Genomic DNA, 26009 nt, shown 5'->3' on the forward strand with positions numbered 1-26009 from the left:
GCCGCGCCCTGTCCCCTCGCGCGAGGGGACAGGGCGCGGCCGGAGCTCGGTGATCAGTGGTTGCGCGGGAAGCCCAGGTCCACGCCGCCCGGGCCGTCGGCCGGGTCCGGCCAGCGGGTCGTGACGACCTTGCCGCGGGTGTAGAAGTGGGTGCCGTCGTTGCCGTAGATGTGGTGGTCGCCGAAGAGCGAGTCCTTCCAGCCGCCGAAGCTGTGGTAGCCCACGGGGACCGGGATCGGGACGTTCACGCCGACCATGCCGGCCTCGATCTCCAGCTGGAAGCGACGGGCCGCGCCGCCGTCCCGGGTGAAGATCGCCGTGCCGTTGCCGAACGGCGAGCTGTTGATGAGGGCCACGCCCTCGTCGTAGGTGTCCACGCGCAGCACGCACAGCACCGGGCCGAAGATCTCGTCCTGGTAGGCCTTCGCCGTCGTCGGGACCTTGTCGAGCAGCGAGATGCCGATCCAGTGACCGTCCTCGAAGCCCTCGACCGTGTAGCCGGAGCCGTCCAGGACGACCTCCGCGCCCTCGGCCGCAGCGCCCGTCACGTACGACGCCACCTTGTCGCGGTGGACCTTCGTGATGAGCGGGCCCATCTCGGAGGTGGGGTCGTTGCCGGGGCCGATCTTGATCTTCTCGGCGCGCTCGCGGATCTTCTGCACCAGCTCGTCGCCGATCGCGCCGACGGCCACCACCGCGGAGATCGCCATGCAGCGCTCGCCCGCCGAGCCGTAGGCCGCCGAGACGGCCGCGTCCGCCGCCGCGTCGAGGTCGGCGTCCGGGAGGACCAGCATGTGGTTCTTCGCGCCGCCCAGGGCCTGGACGCGCTTGTGGTTCGCGGCGGCGGTGGTGTGGATGTACCGGGCGATCGGGGTCGAGCCGACGAAGGAGACGGCCTTGACGTCCGGGTGCTCCAGAAGGCGGTCGACCGCGACCTTGTCACCGTTGACGACGTTGAAGACGCCGTCCGGCAGCCCGGCCTCGGCCAGCAGCTCGGCGAGCTTGAGGGAGGCCGACGGGTCCTTCTCGGACGGCTTCAGCACGAAGGTGTTGCCGGTCGCGATGGCGATCGGGAACATCCACATCGGGACCATCGCCGGGAAGTTGAACGGCGTGATGCCCGCGACGACACCCAGCGGCTGCCGGATGGACGACACGTCCACCCGGCTGGCCACCTCGGTCGACAGCTCGCCCTTCAGCTGCACGGTGATCCCGCACGCCAGGTCCACGATCTCCAGGCCGCGCGCGACCTCGCCCAGCGCGTCGCTGTGCACCTTGCCGTGCTCGGCGGTGATCAGCTCGGCGATCTCGTCCCGGTGCGCGTCCAGCAGCGCCCGGAACTTGAACAGGATCGTGGTCCGCTTGGCCAGCGAGGACGTGCCCCAGGTGGCGTAGGCGTCCTTCGCGGCGGCCACCGCGGCGTCGACCTCGTCGACGGTCGCGAACGCGACCTTGGTGGTGACGGCGCCGGTCGCCGGGTCGGTGACCGGCCCGTACGTACCCGACGCGCCTTCGACGGTCTTGCCGCCGATCCAGTGGTTGACGATCTTCGTCATGACCGAGTACTCCTTCACAGATGGCGGCGACGGGTGGAGACGTGCCGTTCGTACAGCTCACGTGCCTTCACCGCGGACGGTCGGGTCGCGGTCTCGGCCACAGGTACATCCCACCAGGCCTGCGCGGGCGGCGGGCCCGACACAGTGTCGGCCGTTTCCGTCTCGACGTAGACACATGTGGGAGTGTCGGCGCGCCGCGCCTCGGCGAGGGCCTCGCGCAGTTCGCGGACGGTCTTCGCGCGCAGCACGCGCATGCCGAGGCTGGCCACGTTGGCGGCCAGGTCGACGGGCAGCGGGGCCCCGGTGAAGGTGCCGTCGTCCGAGGTGTAGCGGTACGCGGTGCCGAACCGCTCGCCGCCCACCGACTCCGACAGACCGCCGATCGAGGCGTAGCCGTGGTTCTGCACGAGCAGGATCTTGATCGCGATCCCCTCCTGCACGGCCGTCACGATCTCCGTCGGCATCATCAGGTAGGTGCCGTCGCCGACCAGGGCCCAGACGTTGCGCTCGGGAGCGGCCAGCTTCACGCCGATCGCGGCCGGGATCTCGTACCCCATGCAGGAGTAGCCGTACTCCAGGTGGTACTGGTCCCGGGAGCGCGCCCGCCACAGTTTGTGCAGGTCACCGGGGAGTGAACCGGCCGCGTTGATGATCACGTCCGACTCGTCGGCGAGGGCGTCCAGGGCGCCGAGCACCTGCGGCTGGGTCGGCCGTACGTCCGGCTCCTCGGCCTCGTAGCAGGCGTCGACGCGCTGCTCCCAGCGCTCCTTGTCCTCCGCGTACTCGGTGACATAGGCGTCGGTGACCCGGTGGCCGTGCGTCTGGAGGGCCGCGGTCAGCTCGCCGAGGCCGCTGCGGGCGTCGGCCACGAGCGGCAGACCGGCGAGCTTGTGGCCGTCGTAGGGCGCGATGTTGAGGTTGAGGAAGCGGACGCCGTCGGCCGCGAACAGGGTGTTCGAGGCGGTGGTGAAGTCCGTGTAGCGGGTGCCCACGCCGATCACCAGGTCGGCGGTGCGGGCGAGTTCGTCCGCCGTCGCCGTGCCGGTGTGGCCCACGCCGCCCACGTCCTGGGGGTGGTCGTAGCGCAGCGAGCCCTTGCCGGCCTGGGTGGAGGCGACCGGGATGCCGGTGCTCTCGGCGAACTCGGCGAGCGCCTCCTCGGCGCGGCTGTGGTGGACGCCGCCGCCGGCGACGATCAGCGGACGGCGGGCGGCACGGATCGCGCGGACCGCCTCGGCGAGTTCGGTCGGGTCGGCGCCCGGACGGCGGACGACCCAGGTGCGCTCGGCGAAGAACCCGTCGGGCCAGTCGTAGGCCTCGGCCTGGACGTCCTGGGGCAGCGCGAGGGTGACCGCGCCCGTCTCCACCGGGTCGGTGAGGACGCGCATCGCCTGGAGGGCCGCCGGGATCAGGGCCTCGGGGCGGGTGACGCGGTCGAAGTACCGGGACACCGGGCGCAGGCTGTCGTTGACCGACACATCGCCCGCGTAGGGGACTTCGAGCTGCTGGAGCACCGGGTCGGCGACGCGGGTCGCGAAGATGTCGCCGGGCAGCAGGAGGACCGGGAGGTGGTTGACGGTCGCCAGGGCGGCGCCGGTGACCAGGTTGGTCGCGCCGGGGCCGATCGACGTCGTCACCGCGTGGGTGGACAGGCGGTTCGACTGGCGGGCGTAGCCGACGGCCGCGTGGACCATCGACTGCTCGTTGCGGCCCTGGTGGAACGGCATGTCGTCGCCGTACTCGACCAGCGCCTGGCCGAGGCCTGCGACGTTGCCGTGGCCGAAGATGCCCCAGGTCGCGCCGATCAGCCGCTGCCGTACGCCGTCGCGCTCGGTGTACTGGGCGGCGAGGAAGCGGACGAGTGCCTGGGCGACCGTCAGCCTCGTCGTCGAGGTCTGCGCCGTCATCGGTAACCCCCTGTGCTCTCTACGTGGTCCGGGTGGAAGCAGATCCGCCACTCCCGTGTCTCGCCCGGTCCCGCCATGACGTTCAGGTAGTACATGGCGTGTCCGGGCTGGGCGACGGCCGGGCCGTGCCAGCCGTCGGGGACGAGCACGGCGTCGCCGGAGCGGACCTCCGCGAGGACGTCGGATCCGCCTTCGCGTGAAGGGGATACGCGCTGATAGCCGAAACCGTTCGGGCCGTCGATCTCGAAGTAGTAGATCTCCTCGAGTTCGGCCTCCTCGCCCGGCCGGTGCTCGTCGTGCTTGTGCGGCGGGTAGGAGGACCAGTTGCCGCCCGGGGTGATGACCTCGACGGCGATCAGCTTGTCGCAGTCGAAGGCGTCGGCGGAGGCGAAGTTGCGCACCAGACGGGCGCAGTTGCCGCTGCCGCGCTCTTCGACGGGGACCTCCGGCGCGGGGCCGTAGCGGGCGGGGAGTTGTCGCTCGCACTTCGCTCCTGCCAGGGCGAAGCGGCCTCCCGCGCCGGAGGCGATCTGGACCCGGGCGTCACGGGGAACGTACGCGAAGTCGGTTACCGACGCGAAAACGCTCTCCCTGCCCAGGAGTTGGAACTCTTCACCGGCTGTTTGCACGGTACATCCGCCTTTCAGCGGAAGCACGATCCACTCACTGTCACCGGTGGTGAACACGTGCGTGCCCCCCGGCTCCAGCTCGACGATCCGCAGGCTGCAGTAACCCCAGCCGGCTCGCTTCGGATCGATGTCGAGCGTGTAGTCGGCGCCGGCCGTGGTGCCGTGCGGCAGATACAGGTCGTGGTGCGGCTCTGTGTGTGTCATGCGGCCCTCACAGCAGTCCTACGGCGGTGTCCACGGCGGCGGCGACATCCCCGTCCGCCGGGTAGAGCAGCGAACGGCCGACCACCAGGCCCCGGACGGTGGGGAGCTGGAGCGCCCCGCGCCACTTCTCGTACGCGCCGTCCTGGTCCTCGCCGACCTCGCCGCCCAGCAGGACGGCGGGCAGGGTGGACGTCTGCATGACCTCGGCCATGTCGTCGGGGTTGTCGGTGACCGGGAGCTTCAGCCAGGTGTAGGCCGAGGTGCCGCCCAGGCCCGAGGCGATGGCGATCGACTTGGTGACGGCCTCGGCGGAGAGGTCGTTGCCCACCTTGCCGTCCGGGCCGCGGCGGCTGATGAACGGCTCGACGAAGAGCGGGAGCCTGCGGGCGGCCATGTCGTCGATGGCGCGGGCCGTGGACTCCAGGGTGGTGAGCGAGCCCGGGTCGTCGTAGTCGATGCGCACGAGCAGCTTGCCCGCGTCGAAGTTCAGCCGCTCGATGTCCTCGGGGCGGTGACCGGTGAAGCGGTCGTCGAGCTCGAAGACGGATCCCTGGAGGCCGCCGCGGTTCAGCGAGCCCATGACGACCTTGCCGTCGAGGGCGCCGAGGAGGAGCAGGTCGTCCAGGATGTCGGCGGTCGCGAGGACGCCGTCGACGCCGGGCCGGGAGAGGGCCAGGCACAGGCGCTCGAGCAGCCCGGCCCGGTTGGCCATGGCCAGCCGGTCGCCGCCGACGCCGAGCGCGCCACGGGCCGGGTGGTCGGCGGCGACGATCATCAGCCGGCCGGAGTCGCCCAGCAGCGGCCTGCGCGGACGGCGGACGGCCGCCTCGGCGATCGCCTCGGGGTACTGCGTGCGCAGGCGGACGAGTTCGGAGATGTCGACGGTCGTCACAGGACGGCCCCCGCCTTGAGCGCGGCTTCCACTTCGTCCGGTGTCGGCATCGCGGAGGAGCACTCGAGCCGGGAGGCGACGATGGCGCCCGCGGCGTTGGCGTACCGCATGATCTTCTCCAGGTCCCAGCCCGCGAGCAGACCGTGGCAGAGGGAGCCGCCGAAGGCGTCCCCGGCCCCGAGGCCGTTCAGGACGCTCACCGGGAGCGGCGGGACCTCGGCGGACTCACCCTTGCTGTTGACGGCGAGGACACCCTTGGGGCCCTGCTTGACCACCGCGAGTTCGACACCGGCGTCCAGCAGCGCCTGCGCCGCGGCCCGGGGTTCGCGCACTCCGGTGGCGACCTCCACCTCGTCGAGGTTGCCCACGGCGACGGTGGTGTGCTTGAGGGCCTCGGCGTAGAAGGGACGGGCGGTGTCGGGGTGGCTCCAGAACATCGGGCGCCAGTCCAGGTCGAAGACCGTGGTGCCGGCCTTGGCCCGGTGGGCCAGGGCGGCGAGGGTCGCCGTGCGGCTGGGTTCCTCGCTCAGGCCGGTCCCGGTGACCCAGAAGATCCGGGTCTCGCGGACGGCGTCGAGGTCGAGTTCGTGGGCGTCGATCTCCAGGTCCGGCGCCTTGGGCTGCCGGTAGAAGTACAGCGGGAAGTCGTCCGGCGGGAAGACCTCGCAGAAGGTGACGGGTGTCGGCAGTCCGGGGACGGCGGTGACCCAGCGGTCGTCGACGCCGAAGCCGCGCAGGGCCTCGTGCAGATAGGTGCCGAAGGGGTCGTCACCGGTGCGGGAGATCACCGCCGTCGCGCGGCCGAGGCGGGCGGCGGCGACCGCGACGTTGGTCGCCGATCCCCCGAGGAACTTCCCGAAGGACGTGACCTGCGGGAGTGGGACGCCCGTCTGTAGCGGATAGAGGTCCACCCCTATCCGCCCCATGGTGATCAGGTCGTACGCCATCGAGTTCCCTTCGTATCGGCTCGTCCCCGTGAGACCGCTCGTGGCACGTCCCCGGCACGTCCCCGTATCGGCTCTCACGGCTTTGTAGCCCCGCGCGGCGGGCCCTGTCAATGTTTTGTCCAGACATTCGGACCAGCCCTTGACACCCCCTTCGGTGAGACAGCACGCTGACGCCCATGACGTCGTTGTCACCTCAGTCACCAGTTTCCGGTGTTTCCCGCATCCGTGTCGGATCCGCCCCCGACAGCTGGGGCGTCTGGTTCCCGGACGATCCCGCCCAGGTCCCCTGGCAGCGCTTCCTCGACGAGGTCGCGCAGTCCGGCTACGAATGGATCGAGCTCGGCCCCTACGGGTACCTGCCGACCGATCCCGCACTCCTCACCGAGGAAACGACCAGGCGTGGCCTGAAGGTGTCGGCGGGCACGGTCTTCACCGGCCTGCACCACGGCGAGGCCGTCTGGGAGAAGACCTGGGCGCATGTCGCGGACAACGCGGTGCTCGCCCAGGCGATGGGCGCCGAGCACCTGGTCGTGATCCCGTCCTTCTGGCGGGACGACAAGACCGGCGAGGTTCTGGAGCCGGACACCCTCACCCCCGGCCAGTGGCGCAACCTCACCTCGCTGACCGAGCGGCTCGGCAAGGAGGTGCGGGAGCGGTACGGCCTGCAGATCGTCGTCCACCCGCACGCCGACACCCACATCGACAGCGAGGAGAACGTGGTCCGCTTCCTGGACGGCACCGACTCCGACCTCGTGTCGCTGTGCCTGGACACCGGGCACTACGCGTACTGCGGCGGCGACAGCGTCAAGCTGATCGAGACCTACGGCGAACGGATCGGATACCTGCACCTCAAGCAGGTCGACCCGGAGATCCTGGCGGACGTGCGGGCCAACCAGGTGCCGTTCGGCCCGGCCGTCGCGCGGGGCGTCATGTGCGAGCCGCCCGCCGGTGTGCCCGCGCTGGGGCCGGTGCTGGAGGCCGCGCAGAAACTGGATGTCGATCTGTTCGCGATCGTCGAGCAGGACATGTATCCGTGCGAGCCGGACGCTCCGCTGCCCATCGCGCAACGTACGCGGGCGTTCCTGAGGTCGTGCGGGGCGTAGACGCGCCCACCGGGGTGCCGGGTTCCGTGTCCGCGCGCGTGCAGGTCGTGTGTGGCTTGTCGCGCCCACGCGGCGGAGCCGCACAGAGATACAGCCCCGCGCCCCTTAACGGCGTCGCCCCTGCCGTAGCACCATAAGTGCCCATGGCTGGGAGTGCCGTCAGCACCCGATCCGGTGAAGGGCCCGGTGGCTCTTGGGAGTTCGCCATGGGCTCGCCCCATCCGCGGCTGCGGCCCGGAGTGATGAGCTACCGCGGGATCCGGCTCGCCATGAACCGGCCGCGGCGGCGGCTGGAGACCCCCATCGGGGCCTCGACCCTGCTGCTGGGGTTCGAGCAGCCCGTGCGGATCTCCCGGGCGGGCCGGACGCCGGACACGCTGGTGTCCGTGTACTGCGGGCCCACGAACACGCCCGCCGTCGGGGAGCACGGAGGGCGGTTCTCGGGCATCGAGGTGCTCATGACGCCCTGGGCCGCGTTCACCCTCTTCGGCACGCCCCAGCACGAGCTCGTCAACCGCACCGTCGACCCCGACGAGCTGCCGCACTCCCTGGGGTCGCCCCTCGGCGAACTCGCCGCCGCACTGGCCGCGTTACCGGGCTGGGCGGAGCGGTTCGGGCTGCTCGACGAGGTTCTCACCCGGTGGCGGGAGGCCGGTACGCCGAGTTCCGAGCGGGTGGTGCGGGCCTGGTCGCTGCTGGTGCGGACGGCCGGCGCGATACCGGTGCCCCGGCTGGCCGAGGAGGTCGGCTGGAGCGTACGGCACCTGGAGAACCGGTTCCGTGAGCAGATCGGGCTCGGCCCCAAGGCGGCGGCCCGCGTGCTGCGCCTGCAACGGGCCCGCCGGCTGCTGACGGAGGGGCGGAGCGCGGCGGAGACCGCCGCCCTGTGCGGCTTCTACGACCAGGCCCATCTCAGCGGTGAGTTCAAGGCGATGACAGGGTGCACGCCGAAGGAGTTCACCCAGGCCAGACGCCTTCCGGCACAGGTGTCGCCGGCGGCGGACCGGCTGAGCGGGGAGGCGACGAGCCTGGTCCTGCCGGCCCGTCCGGGCGATTGGTCCGGACCGGGTGCGCATTTTTCCAAGACCCGCCGCATTGGCTGAATACAGGCTGGGGGTCTGCCAGTTGATCCGGCGATTTCCGGCCGTTTCGGGTGCTTGGAGCTTTCCGGTGCTTCGAGTGGCCCGGATGCCTCGGTCGTTCTGGTCGTTCCGGGGGGATGGCGGGGAGCGGGAACGGGTCGGGCCTGTCGCAGCGGGCCCGGCCCGCCTCCTGTCGGCGGCGGCCTCGGGCCGATTGTCAACACGCCTCTCCCATGGGCCCCGCACACTTCTGTGCTGCACCTGTGTCACAAACTCCCCTTTTCTGTCACGCATGTCGCGCGTACGCGGGTCTTGTGTCACACGAAGTCAACAGCCGCTCTCCCACAGTCACCGAGCGTCGTTCACCGGGCACAGGCTTGGTGATCGCCAGCGCAGTGCCGGGCTCCCCCGGGCGGCCTCCCGGCCGCCGACCCCCGCGCGCGCAGGGAGGTGCAGCTCATGACCGACCGAAGGCTCTGGTCGTACAAAGAGATCGCGGCGTACATCAAGGTGCAGCCGGACACCGTACGGTCCTACCGCAAGCACGGACTGCTGCCCCAGCCCGACCATGTCGAGGGCGGCAAGCCGTTCTGGTACGCCGACACCGTGCGTGCCTGGGTCGCCTCCCGGCCGGGCAACCGGGGACGCGCTCTGGACTGACCCCGGCGGAGAAAACCAGCTGTGCCTCACGGACGCGTGAGGCACAGTGCTGCGGATGAACTTCTCCGTCAAGCCCCAGCTCTCCGGCCCGAAGACCGTGCTGCGGCCCTTCACCGAGGCCGACGCCGACGCCATGTGGGAGATCATCGGCGACCCCGAGGTCGTCCGCTTCACCTTCCCGCCGAACAGCGATCTCACCCGGGAGCGGGTGCGTTCCTGGTACGGCTCCCGCGCCGAGCAGCCCGACCGGCTGGATCTCGCCGTCACCGTCCGCGACACCGGCGAACTGGTCGGCGAGGTCGTCCTGCACGAGTGGGATCCGGACGCCCGCAGCTGCACCTTCCGCACGCTGATCGGAGCCCGGGGCCGCGGCCGCGGGCTCGGTACCGAGGCGACCCGGCTCATCGTCGGCCACGGCTTCGAACAACTGGGCCTGCACCGCGTCCAGCTGGAGCTGTACGGCGACAACGAACGGGCCCGGCACGTCTACGAGAAGGTCGGCTTCGTGGTCGAGGGGGTGCGGCGGGAGGCCGCGCTGCGGAACGGGGTGTGGGTGGACGAGGTGCTCATGGCGATCCTGGACCGGGAGTGGGCCGCGCTCGGGCCCACGGATCGATGACGGTCACTCCCGCGCCCGGGGCGGTGCCCAGCGCGGACAGGGCGGCCGGGGTCTCGTCCAGTGTGATCGTCGACGTCACCAGCAGATCGGGGCGCAGCACCCCCGCACGGACCAGCTCCAGCATCTGCGGGTAGGTGTGCGCGGCCATGCCGTGACTGCCCAGGATCTCCAGTTCCAGGGCGATGGCACGGGCCAGCGGGACGGGGGTCGTGCCGTCCGCCGAGGGAAGCAGGCCGACCTGGACGTGACGGCCGCGGCGGCGCAGTCCGTCCACCGAGGCGGCGCAGGTGGCGGGGGAACCGAGCGCGTCGAGTGAGAGGTGGGCGCCGCCCCCGGTCAGCTCACGGACCGCCTCGGCCGTGTCCGGCACCCCCCGCGCGTCCACGCACTCCGCCGCACCGAACCTCCGCGCCAGGTCCAGGGCCTTCGGGGAGACGTCCACCGCCACCACCCGCGCCCCGCTCGCCGCCGCGATCATCACCGCCGAGAGGCCCACGCCTCCGCAGCCGTGCACCGCCACCCACTGCCCCGCCGCGACCCGGCCCTGCTGCACCACCGCCCGGTACGCCGTGGCGAACCGGCAGCCGAGGGAGGCGGCGGTGGCGTACGACAGGCCGTCGGGGATCGCGACCAGGTTCACGTCGGCGTGGTCCAGGGCCACGTACTGGGCGAAGGAGCCCCAGTGCGTGAAGCCGGGCTGGGTCTGCCGCTCGCACACCTGGTGGTCGCCGGCCGCGCAGGACGGGCAGCTGCCGCAGCCGCACACGAAGGGGACGGTCACCCGGTCGCCCGCTCGCCACCTCGTGACCAGGCCTCCGACCTCCTGTACGACACCGGCGAGTTCGTGCCCGGGCACGTGCGGCAGGGTGATGTCCGGGTCGTGGCCCATCCAGCCGTGCCAGTCGCTGCGGCACAGGCCGGTGGCCTCGACGCGCACGGTCACCCCGTGGGCGGCCGGTCGGGGGTCGGCCAGCTCACGCACCTCGGCCGGCTCCCCGTACCGCTCGAACACCACTGCCCGCATGTGCCCTCACCCTCGCCTTCGCCCGCGCAGACCCACGGTGCCCCGCGGGGGCCAGAGGTGACCCAGGTGACCCGCGTGACCCGCGGACCTCCGTCCACCATGGATCTCCGCGAACGCTAACCGTGCGCGTCGACCTTGTCCCGCCCGGGCCCGTCGGACGCGGGTCGGTCGGACGCGTCGGGCGCGGGTCCGTCGGGGGCGGGGGCGTCGGGCGCCGGTCCGTCGGGGGCGGCGGCCGGTGCCTGCCGGGCCGGCTCCCCCTCGCTCAGTCCGAACCGCTGGTGGAACCTGCGCAGCGGTGCCGGTGCCCACCAGGTGGCCCTGCCGGTGAGGCGCATGATGGCCGGGACCAGGAGGCTGCGCACCACCATCGCGTCCATCAGGACCGCCAGGGCGATCCCCAGGCCGAGCATCTTGGTGTTGGTGACGCGCGAGGTGCCGATCGCGACCATCACCACCGCCAGGATGACCGCCGCCGCCGTGATCAGGCCTCCGGTGCGCCGCAGGCCCAGAGCGACCGCCCCTTCGTGGTCGCCGGTGCGGTCGTACTCCTCCTTGATGCGGGAGAGCAGGAAGACGCCGTAGTCCATCGAGAGGCCGAAGGCGACGCAGAACATCAGGACCGGGAGGGTGGTCTCTATGGATCCGGGGCTGGTGAAGCCGAGCAGGCCGGAGAGGTGGCCGTCCTGGAAGACCCAGACCACCGCGCCGAACATCGCCGTCAGGCTGAGCGCGTTGAGCAGCACCGCCTGGAGCGGGATCAGCACACTGCCGGTCAGCAGGAAGACCAGGAACAGGGTGACTATGGCGATGAAGGCCACCGCCCAGGGCAGCCGGTCGCCGATCGCGTGCTTGGAGTCGACCAGGACGGCCGCCGTGCCGGTCACGGCGGTCTCGAAGGGAGCGGCTGTGGCGCGCAGGTCACCCACCAGGTTCTGGGCCGTGTCGTCGACGGCCTCGCCCTTGGGCAGCACCGTGAAGTACGCCGAGTCGCCGTTCACCATCGGGCCGTCCACCCGGGCCACCTCCGGCAGCGCGGCCACGCGCTCCTTGTAGGCCGCGTACTGGGCCTGGGTCGCCCTGCCCTCGGCGAGGACCTCGAGGCCGCCGCCGGGACTGCCCGGGAAGCCGTCCCTGATGTGCTGCTGCACGATGTGGGACTCGGCCGAGGAGGGCAGCTGGCGGTCGTCCGCCGTGCCGAACTTCACGCCGAGGAAGGGCAGTCCGAGGAGGACGAGGGCGGCCGTGGTGGCCAGCGCGAAGAAGGGGGCGCGGCGCATGACCAGGCTCGCCGTGCGGCCCCAGGCGCTGCCGCCCTCGTCGGTGGGGGCCGGCGCGGGGCCGCCCCGGCGGAACAGGCGGCGCAGGTCGAGGGAGTTGACCCGGTCGCCCAGCAGGATCAGCGCCGCCGGGAGCAGGATCAGGGCGGCAGCGGCGGCCAGCAGGACCACGGCCATGCCGGCGTAGGCGAAGGAGCGCAGGAAGTACTGGGGGAAGAGGAGCATCGCCGCCAGGGACACCGCGACCGTGAGGGCGGAGAACAGGACCGTGCGGCCGGCTGTGCGCAGGGTGGTGCCGATGGCCGTCGACGGGTCGGCGCCGGCGGCGAGTTCCTCGCGGAAGCGGCGGACGATGAACAGGGCGTAGTCGATGGCGAGGCCGAGGCCCAGCGCCGTGGTGAGGTTCATCGCGAAGATGGAGACGTCGGTGAACCGGGTGAGGCCACTGAGGACGGCGTTGGTGCCGAGGATCGCGACGATGCCGATGCCGAGCGGCAGCAGGGCGGCGATCGCGCTGCCGAAGACCATCACCAGCAGCACCAGGGTGATCGGCAGGGCGATCATCTCGGCGCGGGTCAGGTCCTCCTGGATGATGGTCTGCATCTCGTGCCGCACGGCGACGCCGCCGCCGAGCTTGACCTCCACCGGCCCGTGTGTGCCGCGCAGGGCGGGGGCGATGCGGTCGAGGGTCTCCCCCATGGTCTTCTCGTCGCCCGTGATGCGGGCGGCTATCAGCGCTTCGTGGCCGTCCTCCGCGCGCAGGGCGGAGGACGCCCCCGCGTCGGCCTGCCAGTAGGAGCCGACGCCGACGATGCCCTTCTCGGCGGCCAGGCTCGCGGTGAGCCGGTTCGCCTCGGCGACTACCCCCGGGTCGTCCACGGAGGCCCTGCCCGCGTCGACCAGCAGCAGCAGGTTGGGCTGGGAGCCGGGGAACTCACGCTCCAGGGCCTTGGTCGCGTACGTGGACTGCGCGCCCGGATCCTCCCAGCCGCCGCTGCCCAGCCGCTCGGCGACCCCGCTGCCGGCCAGTACCGCGAGCGCGGTGAGCAGCAGGGCCGCGAGCAGCGACAGCCTGGGCCGGGCGGTCACGAAGCGGGTCCAGCCTCCGGGACGGGGTGGGCTGTTGACTTCGGTCATCGTGCGGTGTCCCCTTCACCCTGCAAGCAGTCGTGCACGCCGTAAAATGGCAAACACGAGAGAGCGCTCGCGTTTATGGAGCTCCAGAATGCGAGCGACCACTCGCGTTTGTCAATCGGGTCGGGAAAGCTGGGGAAAACGCGTGGCCGAGAGCCAGGAGAAGGAACAGCCTCGCCGCCGCCAGGCGCGCGGCGAGCGGCGTATCGCGCAGCTGCTCGAAGCCGCGGCCAGCGTGTTCTGCACGACCGGCTACACCGCCGCCAGCACCAACGCCATCGCCCGCGAGGCGGGCGTCTCACCGGGCACGCTCTACCAGTTCTTCCCGAACAAGGAAGCGATCGCGATCGAGCTGGGCGACCGTCTCATGCACGAGATGCGCGACACCTACGGCGAGGCGCTCGCACCGGTCGATCCCGCGACCCCGCTGGAGGAGGCCGTCGGCGCGGCCGTGGACCGGTTCATCGCCTTCAACTGCGACCATCCGGTGTTCTTCGCCCTGATGCACGGGCCCGACATCCCCGGCCACATCGCCGAGGAGCACGACGCGCTGCACGCCACCCTGCTCGCCCGCATCGAGGGCCTGCTCTCCTCCCTGCTGCCGGACACGCCGCCCGCCGACCTCACCCGCACCGCACACATGTGCCTGGGGCTGTACAAGGCGGGCCTGGAGCTGGTCCTGGGCCACGGGGGCGCCGAGCGCGACGCGTACGTGCAGGAGCTGAAGCACGTGCTGATCCGCTATCTGGAGCCACTGGTGGGCTCCCGGCTCGGCCGCGTCGAGGACAGCGGCGCCGGGGCCGCTACGACCCGGTAGTCCGGGTACCCGCCTCCCCTGCCGGAAGCGTCCGCACACCCTCCGCGCGGCGGGTCCTGTTCTTTGATTCATACCCCCTAGGGGTATAGTCTCCATAGACGGGAGACCTCTCACGGCCCCGCCCGCCCCACCTGCCTCCACGAGGAGAACGACATGACCGCTCAAATCGACACCCCGGGCTCCGTCACCACCGTCTACCAGGTGAACGGCATGAGCTGCGGCCACTGCGAGGGCGCCGTCTCCGCCGAGCTCTCCGCGCTCGCCGGTGTCACCTCGGTGAAGGCCGTCGCCTCGACCGGCGAGGTCACGGTCGTCTCCGTCGCCGCGCTCGACGAGGAGGCCGTACGCGCCGCCGTCGACGAGGCGGGCTTCGAGCTGGCCGGCCAGGTCTGAGGCACCCGCACCCGCGCACCTCTCCTCGACACCCCCTCCTCCACCATCGGGCCGTGCCGACCAGCTGATACTGGTTCCGTACGGCCCGGTCCGCTTCCTGGAGCACGGACATGACCAGCACCACCACGGAAACGCCGATAGCCGAACCGCCCGCGCCGACCGCCGAGGTCGAACTGCTCATCGGCGGGATGACCTGCGCCTCCTGCGCGGCCCGCATCGAGAAGAAGCTCAACCGCATGGACGGCGTCGTCGCGACGGTCAACTACGCGACGGAGAAGGCCAAGGTCAGCTATCCGGCCGGGACCGAGGTCGCCGACCTGATCGCGGCCGTGGTGAAGACCGGGTACACCGCCGAGGAACCCGTGCCCGTCCCGGAGCCGGTCCGGGAGGACACCCCCGAGGAGCCCGAACTCGCGGGCCTGCGGCACCGGCTCCTCGTCTCCGTGCTGCTCGCCGCGCCCGTCGTCCTGCTCGCGATGATCCCGTCGCTCCAGTTCGACAACTGGCAGTGGCTCTCGCTGACGCTCGCCGCGCCCGTGGTCGTCTGGGGCGGCGGCCCGCTGCACAAGGCCGCCTGGACGAACCTGCGGCACGGCGCGGCCACCATGGACACGCTGGTCTCGGTCGGCACGATGGCCGCGCTCGGCTGGTCGCTGTGGGCGCTGTTCTTCGGCGACGCGGGCATGCCCGGCATGCGGCACCCCTTCGAACTCACCGTCTCCCGTACGGACGGCGCCTCCACGATCTACCTGGAGGTCGCCGCCGGGGTGACCGCCTTCATCCTGCTCGGCCGCTATCTGGAGGCCCGCTCCAAGCGACGCGCGGGGGCGGCACTGCGGGCGCTCATGGAGCTGGGCGCGAAGGACGTGGCCGTGCTGCGGCACGGGAGGGAAGTGCGGATCCCGGTCGACCTGCTGGCCGTCGGGGACCGGTTCGTCGTGCGGCCCGGGGAGAAGATCGCCACCGACGGGACGGTCGTGGAGGGCACCTCCGCCGTGGACGCCTCGATGCTGACCGGCGAGTCGGTCCCGGTGGACGTCGGGCCCGGCGACGCCGTCACCGGCGCGACCGTGAACGCCGGCGGCCGGCTGGTCGTCGAGGCCGGCCGGATCGGCGCGGACACCCGGCTCGCGCGCATGGCACAGCTGGTCGAGGCCGCGCAGACCGGCAAGGCCGAGGTGCAGCGGCTCGCCGACCGGATCTCCGGGGTCTTCGTGCCGGCGGTGCTGCTGATCGCGCTCGCCACCTTCGGCGGCTGGCTCGGCGCGACGGGCGACACGGTCGCCGCGTTCACGGCCGCCGTCGCGGTCCTGATCATCGCCTGCCCGTGCGCGCTCGGGCTCGCCACGCCGACCGCGCTCATGGTCGGCACCGGGCGCGGCGCCCAGCTCGGCATCCTCATCAAGGGCCCGGAGGTCCTGGAGTCCACGCGCCGCGTCGACACCGTCGTCCTCGACAAGACCGGGACCGTCACCACCGGCCGGATGACCCTGCAGGACGTGTACGTCGTCGACGGCACCGACGAGCGGCGGCTGCTGCGGCTCGCGGGCGCCCTGGAACACGCCTCCGAGCACCCGGTCGCCCGCGCGGTCGCGGCGGGCGCGGCGCAGAGGGCCGGGGAGCTCCCGGCGGCCGAGCGGTTCGAGAACGTGCCCGGGCGCGGAGTGCGCGGGCGGGTGGAGGGCCACGAGGTGGCCGTGGGGCGCCTCTTCGAGACGGTCCCTGACGGGGTGGCCCGCGCGAAGGAGGAGGCCGAGCGGGGCGGCCGCACGGCCGTCGTCGTGGGCTGGGACGGCGTGGCACGCGGGGTGCTCGCGGTCGCGGACGCGGTCAAGGAGACGAGCGCCGAGGCGGTACGGCAGCTGCGGGCGCTGGGGCTCACCCCGGTGCTGCTGACCGGCGACAACCGGGCGGTCGCGGAGGCGGTCGCGGAAGCGGTCGGGATCGACCGGGTGATCGCCGAGGTGCTGCCCGAGGACAAGGTCGACGTCGTACGGCGGCTGCAGGCCGAGGGCCGGGTCGTCGCCATGGTCGGGGACGGTGTCAACGACGCGGCCGCGCTCGCCACAGCCGATCTGGGGCTGGCCATGGGGACGGGCACGGACGCGGCGATCGAGGCGAGCGACCTGACGCTGGTGCGCGGGGATCTGCGGGTGGCCGCGGACGCGATCCGGCTGTCCCGGCGGACCCTGGCGACGATCAAGGGCAACCTGGTGTGGGCCTTCGGCTACAACGTCGCCGCGCTGCCGCTGGCCGCCGCCGGGCTGCTGAACCCGATGATCGCGGGGGCGGCGATGGCCTTCTCGTCGGTGTTCGTCGTGACGAACAGCCTGCGACTGCGCGCCTTCAAGTAATACCGCCGAGTAGGACGTCGCCGATCAGGGAGACCCCTGGAGTCCTGCGCGAGCCTCACATAAGCTCTTCACAAGGCTCGCGCATCATCCTTACGCTGGGGCCTCGATCGCCGTATCCGGTCTCTTGCGCATCTAACGGACATATGCAAGAGACACAGATCACAGTGATGTGAACGTAACCATCGAAGGGGTTCGAAGGTCTAAGTTGACGATGTCAGGAAGCGTCTTGGGGGGCGTGACCTGACATCTGGGGATGTCTTGGGGGACTTCCTCAGAGATGCGTTGCCGGGGCACGTACACCGGGAAGCTTTGAGCGGCCCTCCCAGCGTGCGCTGTCCCGGCAGACCGCACACGGCGGTGGTGGGACGAGTTCTGCTCGTTCTGCTCAACCGCAGGCAGAACAACCGAAGATGGTTGCACAACAGCGAATTCAGGCGCTGTTCTCACAACGCCCGGCCGGATCCCGTGGGGGGAATCCGCACCGGGACATGGGAAGGCGCCCTGGTCGTCGGCCCGTGGGGGGACTGGCGCCGGGGCGCCTTCCGTATGCCCTGCGCACCGGCCACCGGGAGTCACGCGCAGCCGGCCGCCGCACCACCGCGCGCACGAGCCCGTCGACGACCGCCGCCGCGACGCAGGACCACCGGGGACGCCCCGACCACTGCCCGGACACACCACTGCCCGGGACATCGGTCCCGGGCAGTCAGGAAAATTCATCCACGACGGGGCGCCCCGAACAGCGGCGCCCCCACCGGCAGGTGTCAGCGCTCCTCGACGGGGACGAAGTCGCGCTCGACGACACCCGTGTAGATCTGGCGCGGGCGGCCGATGCGGGAGCCGGGCTCCTTGATCATCTCGTGCCACTGGGCGATCCAGCCCGGGAGGCGGCCCAGGGCGAACAGGACCGTGAACATCTCGGTCGGGAAGCCCATGGCCCGGTAGATCAGGCCGGTGTAGAAGTCGACGTTCGGGTAGAGGTTGCGCGAGACGAAGTAGTCGTCGGAGAGCGCGTGCTCCTCCAGCTTCAGCGCGATGTCCAGCAGCTCGTCGGACTTGCCGAGGGCGGAGAGGACGTCGTGCGCCGCGGCCTTGATGATCTTCGCGCGCGGGTCGAAGGACTTGTACACCCGGTGGCCGAAGCCCATCAGGCGGACGCCGTCCTCCTTGTTCTTCACCTTGCGGATGAAGGAGTCGACGTCGCCGCCGTTGGCCTGGATGCCCTCGAGCATCTCCAGCACGGACTGGTTGGCGCCGCCGTGCAGCGGACCCCACAGGGCGGAGATGCCGGCCGAGATCGAGGCGAACATGTTCGCCTGCGAGGAGCCGACCAGACGGACCGTGGACGTCGAGCAGTTCTGCTCGTGGTCCGCGTGCAGGATCAGCAGCTTGTCGAGGGCGGAGACGACGACCGGGTCGAGCTCGTACTCCTGCGCCGGCACCGAGAACGTCATGCGCAGGAAGTTCTCGACGTAGCCGAGGTCGTTGCGCGGGTAGACGAACGGGTGACCGATCGACTTCTTGTAGGCGTACGCCGCGATCGTCGGAAGCTTGGCGAGCAGCCGGATCGTGGAGAGGTTGCGCTGCTTCTCGTCGAACGGGTTGTGGCTGTCCTGGTAGAACGTGGACAGCGCGGAGACCACCGACGACAGCATGGCCATCGGGTGGGCGTCGCGCGGGAAGCCGCGGTAGAAGTTCTTGACGTCCTCGTGCAGCAGCGTGTGCTGGGTGATGTCGCTCTTGAAGACGGACAGCTCGTCGACCGTCGGCAGTTCGCCGTTGATCAACAGGTACGCGACCTCGAGGAAGGTCGACCGCTCGGCCAGCTGCTCGATCGGGTAGCCGCGGTACCGGAGGATGCCCTGCTCGCCGTCGAGGTAGGTGATGGCGGATTTATAGGCGGCGGTGTTGCCGTAGCCGCTGTCCAGGGTCACCAGACCGGTCTGGGCGCGAAGCTTCCCGATGTCGAAGCCCTTGTCGCCGACGGTGCTGTCGATCACCGGGTAGGTGTACTCGCCATCGCCGAACCGCAGTACTACAGCGTTGTTGGTGTGCTCGCTCACGTCATCCCTCACCGACGTTGTGCCTCTTCTTCGAGGTTGCCCTGACTGTCTCTAACCATCCCCCATTTGGCGCACGAGAGTGCACTCGGGGTCGACCATTGGGCTTATCGGCGGCACTCAGTGCCGCCAACCAGCTCATCCTGCCGCCTTCGTCACGCTTGGGGAAGTGCTCTGTGACCTTCACGACTCATTTGATCGATCATTTTTTGTGATGTCCCGACGATCCCGTACGAACCGCCCGTCAGCGGCCTGCCAGCCGGTGGTCCAGGGCCGTGCAGCGACGGCCCGCCGACACCGTGCGCACCGCCTGACCGATCGCCTTGCGGGAGCCGACGAGGACGACCAGCCTCTTGGCGCGCGTCACGGCCGTATACAAGAGGTTCCGTTGAAGCATCATCCATGCTCCCGTGGTGACGGGGATCACCACGGCGGGATATTCACTTCCCTGTGAACGGTGAATGGTGACCGCGTACGCGTGGGCCAGTTCGTCCAGTTCGTCGAACTCGTACGGCACCTCCTCGTCCTCGTCGGTCAGCACCGTGAGGCGCTGGTCGACCGGATCGAGCGAGGTCACCACGCCCACGGTGCCGTTGAAGACACCGTTTTTCCCCTTGTCGTAATTGTTGCGGATCTGGGTGACCTTGTCGCCGACGCGGAAGACCCGGCCGCCGAACCGCTTCTCGGGCACGTCGGGACGACCGGGGGTGACGGCCTGCTGGAGCAGGCCGTTGAGGGCGCCCGCCCCGGCCGGGCCGCGGTGCATGGGCGCGAGCACCTGCACGTCCCGGCGCGGATCCAGGCCGAACTTCGCCGGAATGCGCCGGGCCGCCACGTCCACCGTGAGGCGACCCGCCTCCTCCGTGTCGTCCTCGACGAAGAGGAAGAAGTCCTTCATGCCGTCGGTGACCGGGTGCTGTCCGGCGTTGATCCGGTGCGCGTTGGTCACCACGCCGGACTGCTGGGCCTGGCGGAACACGCGCGTGAGGCGCACGGCGGGCACCGGGCTGCCGTCGGCCAGCAGATCGCGCAGCACCTCGCCCGCGCCGACGCTGGGCAACTGGTCGACATCGCCCACGAACAGCAGGTGCCCGCCCGGAGGTACGGCCTTGACCAGCTTGTTGGCGAGGAGCAGGTCGAGCATCGACGCCTCGTCGACCACCACCAGGTCGGCGTCCAGCGGGCGGTCCCGGTCGTAGGCCGCGTCGCCGCCGGGCTTGAGCTCCAGCAGCCGGTGGACGGTGGACGCCTCGGCGCCGGTCAGCTCCGCCAGGCGCTTGGCGGCGCGGCCGGTGGGGGCGGCCAGCACGACCTTCGCCTTCCTGGCGCGGGCCAGTTCCACGATCGAGCGGACGGTGAAGGACTTGCCGCAGCCGGGGCCGCCGGTGAGCACCGCGACCCGCTCGGTCAGCGCGAGCCGGACGGCCGCCTCCTGCTCGGGCGCGAGTTCGGCGCCGGTTCGGGTCCGCAGCCAGGCCAGCGCCTTGTCCCAGGCCACGTCCCGGAAGGCCGGCATCCGGTCGTCCTCGGTGCGCAGCAGGCGCAACAGCTGGGCGGAGAGGGAGAGTTCGGCGCGATGGAAGGGGACCAGGTAGACGGCGGTGACGGGCTCTCCCCCGTCGGCCGCCGGGACCTTCTCGCGTACGACCCCGGGGTCCTCGCCCTCCTGGGGCGGCGCCGCGAGTTCGGCGAGGCACTCGATGACCAGGCCGGTGTCGACCTGGAGCAGCTTCACCGCGTCGGCGATCAGCCGCTCCTCGGGGAGGTAGCAGTGGCCCTGGTCGGTGGCCTGGGACAGCGCGTACTGGAGGCCCGCCTTGACGCGCTCCGGGCTGTCGTGCGGGATGCCGACGGACTGGGCGATCTTGTCGGCGGTGAGGAAGCCGATGCCCCAGACGTCCGCGGCGAGCCGGTAGGGCTGGTTCCTCACCACCGAGATGGAGGCGTCGCCGTACTTCTTGTAGATGCGGACCGCGATGGAGGTGGACACCTCGACGGTCTGCAGGAAGAGCATGACCTCCTTGATCGCCTTCTGCTCCTCCCAGGCTTCGGCGATCTTCTTCGTGCGTTTCGGGCCGAGGCCGGGGACCTCGACGAGCCGCTTCGGCTCCTCCTCGATGATCTTCAGGGTGTCCATGCCGAAGTGCCGGGTGATGCGGTCGGCGAAGACCGGGCCGATTCCCTTGACCAGTCCTGAGCCGAGGTAGCGGCGGATGCCCTGGACCGTGGCGGGCAGGACGGTCGTGTAGTTCTCGACGGTGAACTGCTTGCCGTACTGCGGATGGGAGCCCCAGCGGCCCTCCATGCGCAGGGACTCGCCGACCTGGGCGCCGAGCAGCGCGCCGACGACCGTGAGGAGGTCGCCGCCGCCTCTGCCGGTGTCGACACGGGCGACCGTGTAGCCGTTCTCCTCGTTCGCGTACGTGATGCGCTCGAGCACGCCTTCCAGCGTGGCCGTACGCCGCTCTCCCGCCTGGGCGGCCCCCGCCTGATCGGTCATGATCCGACGTTACCGCCCGCCACCGACAGGCCCCGGGGGGCGACCGGCGGCCGCCTGCCGGTGGCTGTTCATCACGATCCGGTCTCGGGATGCCGTCGAGGGCTTGATTAACCCCCGTGTAATCGATTCCAATCCTTCCTACACGTCGATGTAATCGATTCCACGACCTCGACGTCCATGAACCGAGTCCACAAGGAGGTGGGGCGGCGATGGCGAGCATCAAGGACGTCGCGGCCGAGGCGGGGGTCTCCGTCGCCACGGTGTCGCGCGTCCTGAACGACCATCCGTCGGTCAGCGAGGACGCACGCACGCGTGTGCTGGCCGCGGTCGAGGCGCTGGGCTACCGACCGAACGCCGTCGCCCGGTCGCTGCGCACGGACCAGACCCGCACCCTCGGCCTGGTCATCAGCGACGTGCTCAACCCGTACTTCACCGAGCTGGCCCGCTCCGTCGAGGAGGAGGCCCGCGCGCTCGGCTACAGCGTCATCATCGGCAACGCAGACGAGCGGCCCGACCTCCAGGACCACCACGTACGGACCCTGCTGGACCGCCGGATCGACGGCCTCCTGGTCTCCCCGACCGACGGCGGCTCGCCGCTGATCCTCGACGCAGCGCGCGCGGGGACGCCGATGGTGTTCGTCGACCGGTGGATCCCGGGCGTCGACGTGCCGGTGGTGCGGTCGGACGGCCGCGCGGCCGTGCGGGACCTCGTCGCGCATCTGCACGGGCTGGGGCACCGCAGGCTCGCCATCATCGCGGGCCCCGCGGCCACCACCACCGGCAGCGAGCGCGTCGAGGCCTTCCGGGCCGCCATGGCCGAGTACGGGCTCCCCCTCCCGGACGCCTACATAGGCCAGGGCGACTTCCAGGCCGAGAGCGGCCGCCGGGTCACCGAGGGCTTCCTCGACCTGCCCGAGCCGCCCGAGGTCGTGTTCGCCGCCGACAACCTGATGGCCCTGGGCGCCCTGGACGCCGTACGCGCGCGTGGACTGCGGGTTCCGCGGGACATCGCGCTGGCCGCGTTCGACGACATCCGCTGGTTCGTGCACACCGACCCGCCGATCACCGCCATCGCCCAACCCACGGGCGAACTGGGACGGGCCGCCGTCCGGGCGCTGGTCGACCGCATCGAGGGACGGCCCCCGCAGTCCGTCACCCTCCCGGCCCGGCTCGTCGTACGCCGTTCGTGCGGCGAGCCGGTCCCCCAAGAGCCGCCCGCTCCGGAGGAGTTCCCCGCCTCCGCGGAGCCGTCCCCCGTAACGAACAGGAGCCAGACGTGAGCAACGCGGACGAGTTGCTGCGCATCGAAGGCATACGCAAGACCTTCCCCGGTGTGGTCGCGCTCGACAGCGTCGACTTCGACCTGCGCCGGGGCGAGGTGCATGTGCTGCTCGGTGAGAACGGCGCGGGCAAGAGCACCCTCATCAAGATGCTCTCCGGCGCCTACCGGCCCGACGCCGGGCGGATCCTGGCCGGCGGCGAGGAGGTGCGCATCCATGGCGCACAGGACTCCGAGCGCCTCGGGATCGCCACCATCTACCAGGAGTTCAACCTCGTTCCCGATCTCACCGTCGCCGAGAACATCTTCCTGGGACGGCAGCCGCGCCGCTTCGGGATGATCGACCGGAAGCGGATGGAGACCGAGGCGGCCGCCCTGCTGGAGCGGGTGGGAGTGAACGTCCCGCCCCGCACGCGCGTGCGTGAACTCGGCATCGCCCGCCTGCAGATGGTCGAGATCGCCAAGGCGCTCAGTCTGAACGCACGCGTGCTGATCATGGACGAGCCGACCGCCGTGCTCACCTCCGAGGAGGTCGAGAAGCTCTTCGCCATCGTGCGCAGGCTGCGCGAGGACGGCGTCGGTATCGTGTTCATCACGCACCACCTGGAGGAGATCGCCGCCCTCGGCGACCGGGTCACGGTCATCCGGGACGGCAGGAGTGTCGGGCAGGTCCCGGCCACCACGCCCGAGGACGAGCTGGTGCGGCTCATGGTGGGTCGCTCCATCGAGCAGCAGTACCCCAGGGAGCGCGCCGAGACGGGCGCCGCGCTGCTGTCCGTCGAGGGACTCACGCGGGACGGCGTCTTCCACGACATCGGCTTCGAGGTGCACGCCGGTGAGGTCGTCGGTGTCGCCGGGCTCGTCGGCGCCGGCCGTACCGAGGTCGTACGGGCCGTCTTCGGGGCGGACCCGTACGACCGCGGAGCCGTCCGGGTCGCCGGCGCGCACCTTCCCCGGTACGACGTGAACGCCGCGCTGGCGGCCGGGATCGGGCTCGTGCCCGAGGACCGCAAGGGCCAGGGGCTGGTGCTCGACCAGTCGGTGGAGGAGAACCTCGGGCTCGTCACCATGCGGGCCGCGACCCGGGGCGGGCTGGTGGACCTGAAGAGCCAGCACGAGGCGGCGGCGCGGATCGCGGGGCAGCTGGGCGTGCGGATGGCGGGCCTCGGCCAGCAGGTGCGCACGCTCTCCGGCGGCAACCAGCAGAAGGTCGTCATCGGCAAATGGCTGCTGGCCGACACCAAGGTGCTGATCCTCGACGAGCCGACGCGCGGGATCGACGTCGGCGCCAAGGTCGAGATCTACCAGCTCATCAACGAGCTGACGGCCGCCGGTGCCGCCGTCCTGATGATCTCCAGCGATCTGCCCGAGGTGCTCGGCATGAGCGACCGGGTGCTGGTGATGGCCCAGGGCCGGATCGCCGGCGAGCTGTCGGCGGCCGAGGCGACCCAGGACTCCGTCATGGCGCTCGCCGTCGGCACCCCCCTTCACCACGAAGACAACGCAAACGACGCAACCGAAGAACTGGAGGCCGGCCGTGGCCGCTGAGACGCTCAAGAGCGGGGCGGGCGCCGGGGGCGCCGCGGCGGTCCGCCGTCTGCTCCTCGACAACGGCGCGCTGACCGCGCTGATCGTCCTCGTCATCGCCATGTCGGCGCTGTCGGGTGACTTCCTGACCACGGACAACCTGCTCAACGTGGGTGTCCAGGCGGCCGTGACCGCCATTCTCGCCTTCGGCGTGACCTTCGTGATCGTCTCGGCGGGCATCGACCTGTCGGTCGGCTCGGTGGCGGCCCTGTCGGCCACCGTGCTGGCCTGGAGCGCCACGCAGCACGGTGTGCCGGTGGTGCTCGCGGTGGTCCTGGCCGTCGCGACCGGTATCGCGGCAGGTCTGGTGAACGGTTTCCTCATCGCCTACGGCAAGCTGCCGCCGTTCATCGCGACCCTCGCGATGCTGTCGGTGGCGCGCGGTCTGTCGCTGGTGATCTCCGAGGGTTCGCCGATCGCCTTCCCCGACTCGGTCTCGCACCTCGGTGACACGCTCGGCGGCTGGCTGCCGGTGCCGGTGCTCGTGATGGTCGTGATGGGGCTGATCGCCGCGTTCGTGCTCGGCCGGACCTACATCGGCCGTTCGATGTACGCCATCGGCGGCAACGAGGAGGCGGCCCGCCTCTCCGGTCTGCGGGTGAAGAAGCAGAAGCTCGCGATCTACGCGCTGTCCGGTGTGTTCGCGGCCGCGGCGGGCGTCGTGCTCGCCTCCCGGCTGTCCTCGGCGCAGCCGCAGGCCGCCGACGGCTACGAGCTGGACGCGATCGCCGCGGTCGTCATCGGCGGCGCCTCCCTCGCGGGTGGTACGGGCAAGGCCTCGGGCACCCTGATCGGCGCGCTGATCCTGGCGGTGCTGCGCAACGGGCTGAACCTGCTGTCCGTCTCCGCCTTCTGGCAGCAGGTCGTCATCGGTGTCGTCATCGCGCTGGCGGTGCTCCTCGACACGGTGCGCCGCAAGGCGGGGGCGACCCCGATGGCGGCCGGGACGGGCAGCGGCGGCGGCAAGGGCCGGCAGGCGGCGACGTACGGCCTCGCGGCCGTGGTCACCGTCGCGATCGTCGGCGCGACCTCCTTCCTGCACGGCGGGAACGGGGCGAGCGCGAACCCGAAGGTCGGTCTGGCGCTGTCCACGCTCAACAACCCGTTCTTCGTGCAGATCCAGTCGGGCGCGAAGGCCGAGGCGAAGAAGCTGGGCGTGGACCTGACGGTCACCGACGCGCAGAACGACGCCTCGCAGCAGGCCAACCAGCTCCAGAACTTCACCAGTTCCGGCCTCGACTCGATCATCGTCAACCCGGTGGACTCGGACGCGGCGAGCAACTCGGTGAAGGCCGCCGACAAGGCGAAGATCCCGGTGATCGCGGTCGACCGGGGCGTCAACAAGGCCACGGTGGACGCGCTGGTCGCCTCCGACAACGTGGCCGGCGGTGAGCTGGCGGCCAGGACGGTCGCCGAGAAGCTGGGCGGCACCGGCAAGATCGTGATCCTCCAGGGCCAGGCGGGCACCTCCGCGGCGCGCGAGCGGGCGGAAGGTTTCGCCAAGGGTCTGAAGGCCTACCCCGGCATCCAGGTGCTGGCCCAGCAGCCGGCCGACTTCGACCGCACCAAGGGCCTCGACGTGATGTCGAACCTGCTCCAGGCGCACCCGGACGTCCAGGGCGTCATCGCCGCCAACGACGAGATGGCGCTCGGCGCGATCAAGGCGCTGGGCTCCAAGGCCGGCAAGTCCGTCCAGGTCGTCGGCTTCGACGGCACCCCGGACGGGCTGGCGGCCGTCAAGAACGGCACGCTGTACGCGTCCGTGGCGCAGCAGCCGTCCCAGCTGGGCAGGATCGCGGTGGACAACGCGCTCAAGGCGCTTCAGGGCAAGAAGGTCGAGAAGACGGTGAAGGTGCCGGTGAAGGTGGTCACGAAGGAGAACGTGGCCGGCTTCAGCGGCTGACATTCGGCGAGCGGGCGGACGGTCACCCGGGGGAACACCTCCGGGGACCGTCCGCCCCGCGTCACGTATCAGGGGAGTCACT

19 protein-coding genes are annotated in these 26009 nt (G+C 71.0%); 10 read left to right on the plus strand and 9 right to left on the minus strand.

Translation table 11 applies throughout. The features are described 5' to 3' along the window. Nucleotides 1-53: 53 nt before the first annotated feature. From mmsA to iolC, 5 genes are read right to left on the minus strand one after another with little or no spacing between them, the layout of a single operon-like run. Nucleotides 54-1556: a CoA-acylating methylmalonate-semialdehyde dehydrogenase gene (mmsA, locus tag ASD48_RS05515; RefSeq protein WP_057600240.1), complete on the minus strand. Its 1503-nt coding sequence runs from the start codon at nt 1554-1556 to the stop codon at nt 54-56. Between the two features lie 14 nt (nt 1557-1570). Continuing rightward, on the minus strand, nt 1571-3463 hold the full coding sequence (gene iolD, locus ASD48_RS05520) for a 3D-(3,5/4)-trihydroxycyclohexane-1,2-dione acylhydrolase (decyclizing) (protein WP_057600241.1): 1893 nt from the start codon (nt 3461-3463) through the stop codon (nt 1571-1573). Continuing rightward, nucleotides 3460-4296 (minus strand): 5-deoxy-glucuronate isomerase, encoded by an 837-nt coding sequence (gene iolB, locus ASD48_RS05525; RefSeq protein ID WP_057600243.1) that lies wholly within the window; start codon nt 4294-4296, stop codon nt 3460-3462. Before iolB ends, iolD begins: the two co-directional genes overlap by 4 nt. Before the next feature lie 7 nt (nt 4297-4303). After that, complete coding sequence (locus tag ASD48_RS05530) at nt 4304-5188, minus strand: hypothetical protein (RefSeq protein ID WP_057600245.1); 885 nt, start codon at nt 5186-5188, stop codon at nt 4304-4306. Then, complete coding sequence (iolC, locus tag ASD48_RS05535) at nt 5185-6135, minus strand: 5-dehydro-2-deoxygluconokinase (RefSeq protein WP_057600247.1); 951 nt, start codon at nt 6133-6135, stop codon at nt 5185-5187. The genes ASD48_RS05530 and iolC overlap by 4 nt, the downstream gene beginning before the upstream one ends. Nucleotides 6136-6311: 176 nt before the next feature. On the opposite strand from iolC, the gene ASD48_RS05540 reads away from it, so the two are divergent. The 4 genes from ASD48_RS05540 to ASD48_RS05555 all read left to right on the plus strand — a co-directional run bounded on the left by ASD48_RS05540 (nt 6312) and on the right by ASD48_RS05555 (nt 9599). Further along, nucleotides 6312-7238: a sugar phosphate isomerase/epimerase gene (locus ASD48_RS05540; protein WP_057600249.1), complete on the plus strand. Its 927-nt coding sequence runs from the start codon at nt 6312-6314 to the stop codon at nt 7236-7238. Between the two features lie 269 nt (nt 7239-7507). Then, nucleotides 7508-8341 (plus strand): AraC family transcriptional regulator, encoded by an 834-nt coding sequence (locus ASD48_RS05545; protein WP_057601018.1) that lies wholly within the window; start codon nt 7508-7510, stop codon nt 8339-8341. 438 nt (nt 8342-8779) lie between these two features. Beyond that, nucleotides 8780-8980 (plus strand): hypothetical protein, encoded by a 201-nt coding sequence (locus ASD48_RS05550; RefSeq protein ID WP_057600251.1) that lies wholly within the window; start codon nt 8780-8782, stop codon nt 8978-8980. 55 nt (nt 8981-9035) lie between these two features. Then, nucleotides 9036-9599 carry a GNAT family protein gene (locus ASD48_RS05555; RefSeq protein WP_057600253.1) on the plus strand — a complete coding sequence of 188 codons (564 nt, stop codon included), beginning with the start codon at nt 9036-9038 and terminating at the stop codon, nt 9597-9599. On the opposite strand, the gene ASD48_RS05560 is transcribed toward ASD48_RS05555, so the two are convergent. Both ASD48_RS05560 and ASD48_RS05565 read right to left on the minus strand, forming a co-directional pair. Beyond that, entirely contained in the window at nt 9547-10623 is a 1077-nt protein-coding gene (locus ASD48_RS05560; protein WP_057600255.1) for a zinc-dependent alcohol dehydrogenase family protein, read from the minus strand. The two genes, ASD48_RS05555 and ASD48_RS05560, sit on opposite strands and share 53 nt — an antisense overlap. Nucleotides 10624-10739: 116 nt before the next feature. Next, complete coding sequence (locus tag ASD48_RS05565) at nt 10740-13040, minus strand: MMPL family transporter (protein WP_057600257.1); 2301 nt, start codon at nt 13038-13040, stop codon at nt 10740-10742. A 142-nt stretch (nt 13041-13182) separates the two neighbouring features. Here ASD48_RS05565 and ASD48_RS05570 point away from each other — a divergent pair, with 142 nt between their 5' ends. The 3 genes from ASD48_RS05570 (at nt 13183) to ASD48_RS05580 (ending at nt 16601) form a co-directional block, all read left to right on the plus strand. Then, on the plus strand, nt 13183-13854 hold the full coding sequence (locus ASD48_RS05570) for a TetR family transcriptional regulator (protein ID WP_057600259.1): 672 nt from the start codon (nt 13183-13185) through the stop codon (nt 13852-13854). Between the two features lie 153 nt (nt 13855-14007). Continuing rightward, nucleotides 14008-14247 (plus strand): cation transporter, encoded by a 240-nt coding sequence (locus ASD48_RS05575; protein WP_057600261.1) that lies wholly within the window; start codon nt 14008-14010, stop codon nt 14245-14247. Between the two features lie 110 nt (nt 14248-14357). Further along, entirely contained in the window at nt 14358-16601 is a 2244-nt protein-coding gene (locus tag ASD48_RS05580; RefSeq protein ID WP_057600263.1) for a heavy metal translocating P-type ATPase, read from the plus strand. Nucleotides 16602-17362: 761 nt separating this feature from the next. On the opposite strand, the gene ASD48_RS05585 is transcribed toward ASD48_RS05580, so the two are convergent. Both ASD48_RS05585 and ASD48_RS05590 read right to left on the minus strand, forming a co-directional pair. After that, the gene (locus ASD48_RS05585) at nt 17363-18661 is read right to left on the minus strand and encodes a citrate synthase (protein ID WP_020131734.1); all 1299 of its coding nucleotides are present in this window, start codon (nt 18659-18661) and stop codon (nt 17363-17365) included. A gap of 241 nt (nt 18662-18902) precedes the next feature. Beyond that, nucleotides 18903-21158 (minus strand): ATP-dependent RecD-like DNA helicase, encoded by a 2256-nt coding sequence (locus tag ASD48_RS05590; protein ID WP_057600265.1) that lies wholly within the window; start codon nt 21156-21158, stop codon nt 18903-18905. A 209-nt stretch (nt 21159-21367) separates the two neighbouring features. On the opposite strand from ASD48_RS05590, the gene ASD48_RS05595 reads away from it, so the two are divergent. Genes ASD48_RS05595 through ASD48_RS05605 form a run of 3 tightly spaced genes read left to right on the plus strand, consistent with a single transcriptional unit; the run spans nt 21368 to nt 25927 of the window. Beyond that, nucleotides 21368-22438 carry a LacI family DNA-binding transcriptional regulator gene (locus tag ASD48_RS05595; protein ID WP_057600266.1) on the plus strand — a complete coding sequence of 357 codons (1071 nt, stop codon included), beginning with the start codon at nt 21368-21370 and terminating at the stop codon, nt 22436-22438. After that, complete coding sequence (locus tag ASD48_RS05600) at nt 22435-23985, plus strand: sugar ABC transporter ATP-binding protein (RefSeq protein ID WP_057600267.1); 1551 nt, start codon at nt 22435-22437, stop codon at nt 23983-23985. Before ASD48_RS05595 ends, ASD48_RS05600 begins: the two co-directional genes overlap by 4 nt. Then, entirely contained in the window at nt 23975-25927 is a 1953-nt protein-coding gene (locus ASD48_RS05605) for a substrate-binding domain-containing protein (protein ID WP_057600268.1), read from the plus strand. The genes ASD48_RS05600 and ASD48_RS05605 overlap by 11 nt, the downstream gene beginning before the upstream one ends. The last annotated feature ends 82 nt before the right edge of the window (nt 25928-26009 follow it).

The sequence above is a fragment of the Streptomyces sp. Root1310 genome, assembly GCF_001426425.1.
Lineage (GTDB): Bacteria > Actinomycetota > Actinomycetes > Streptomycetales > Streptomycetaceae > Streptomyces.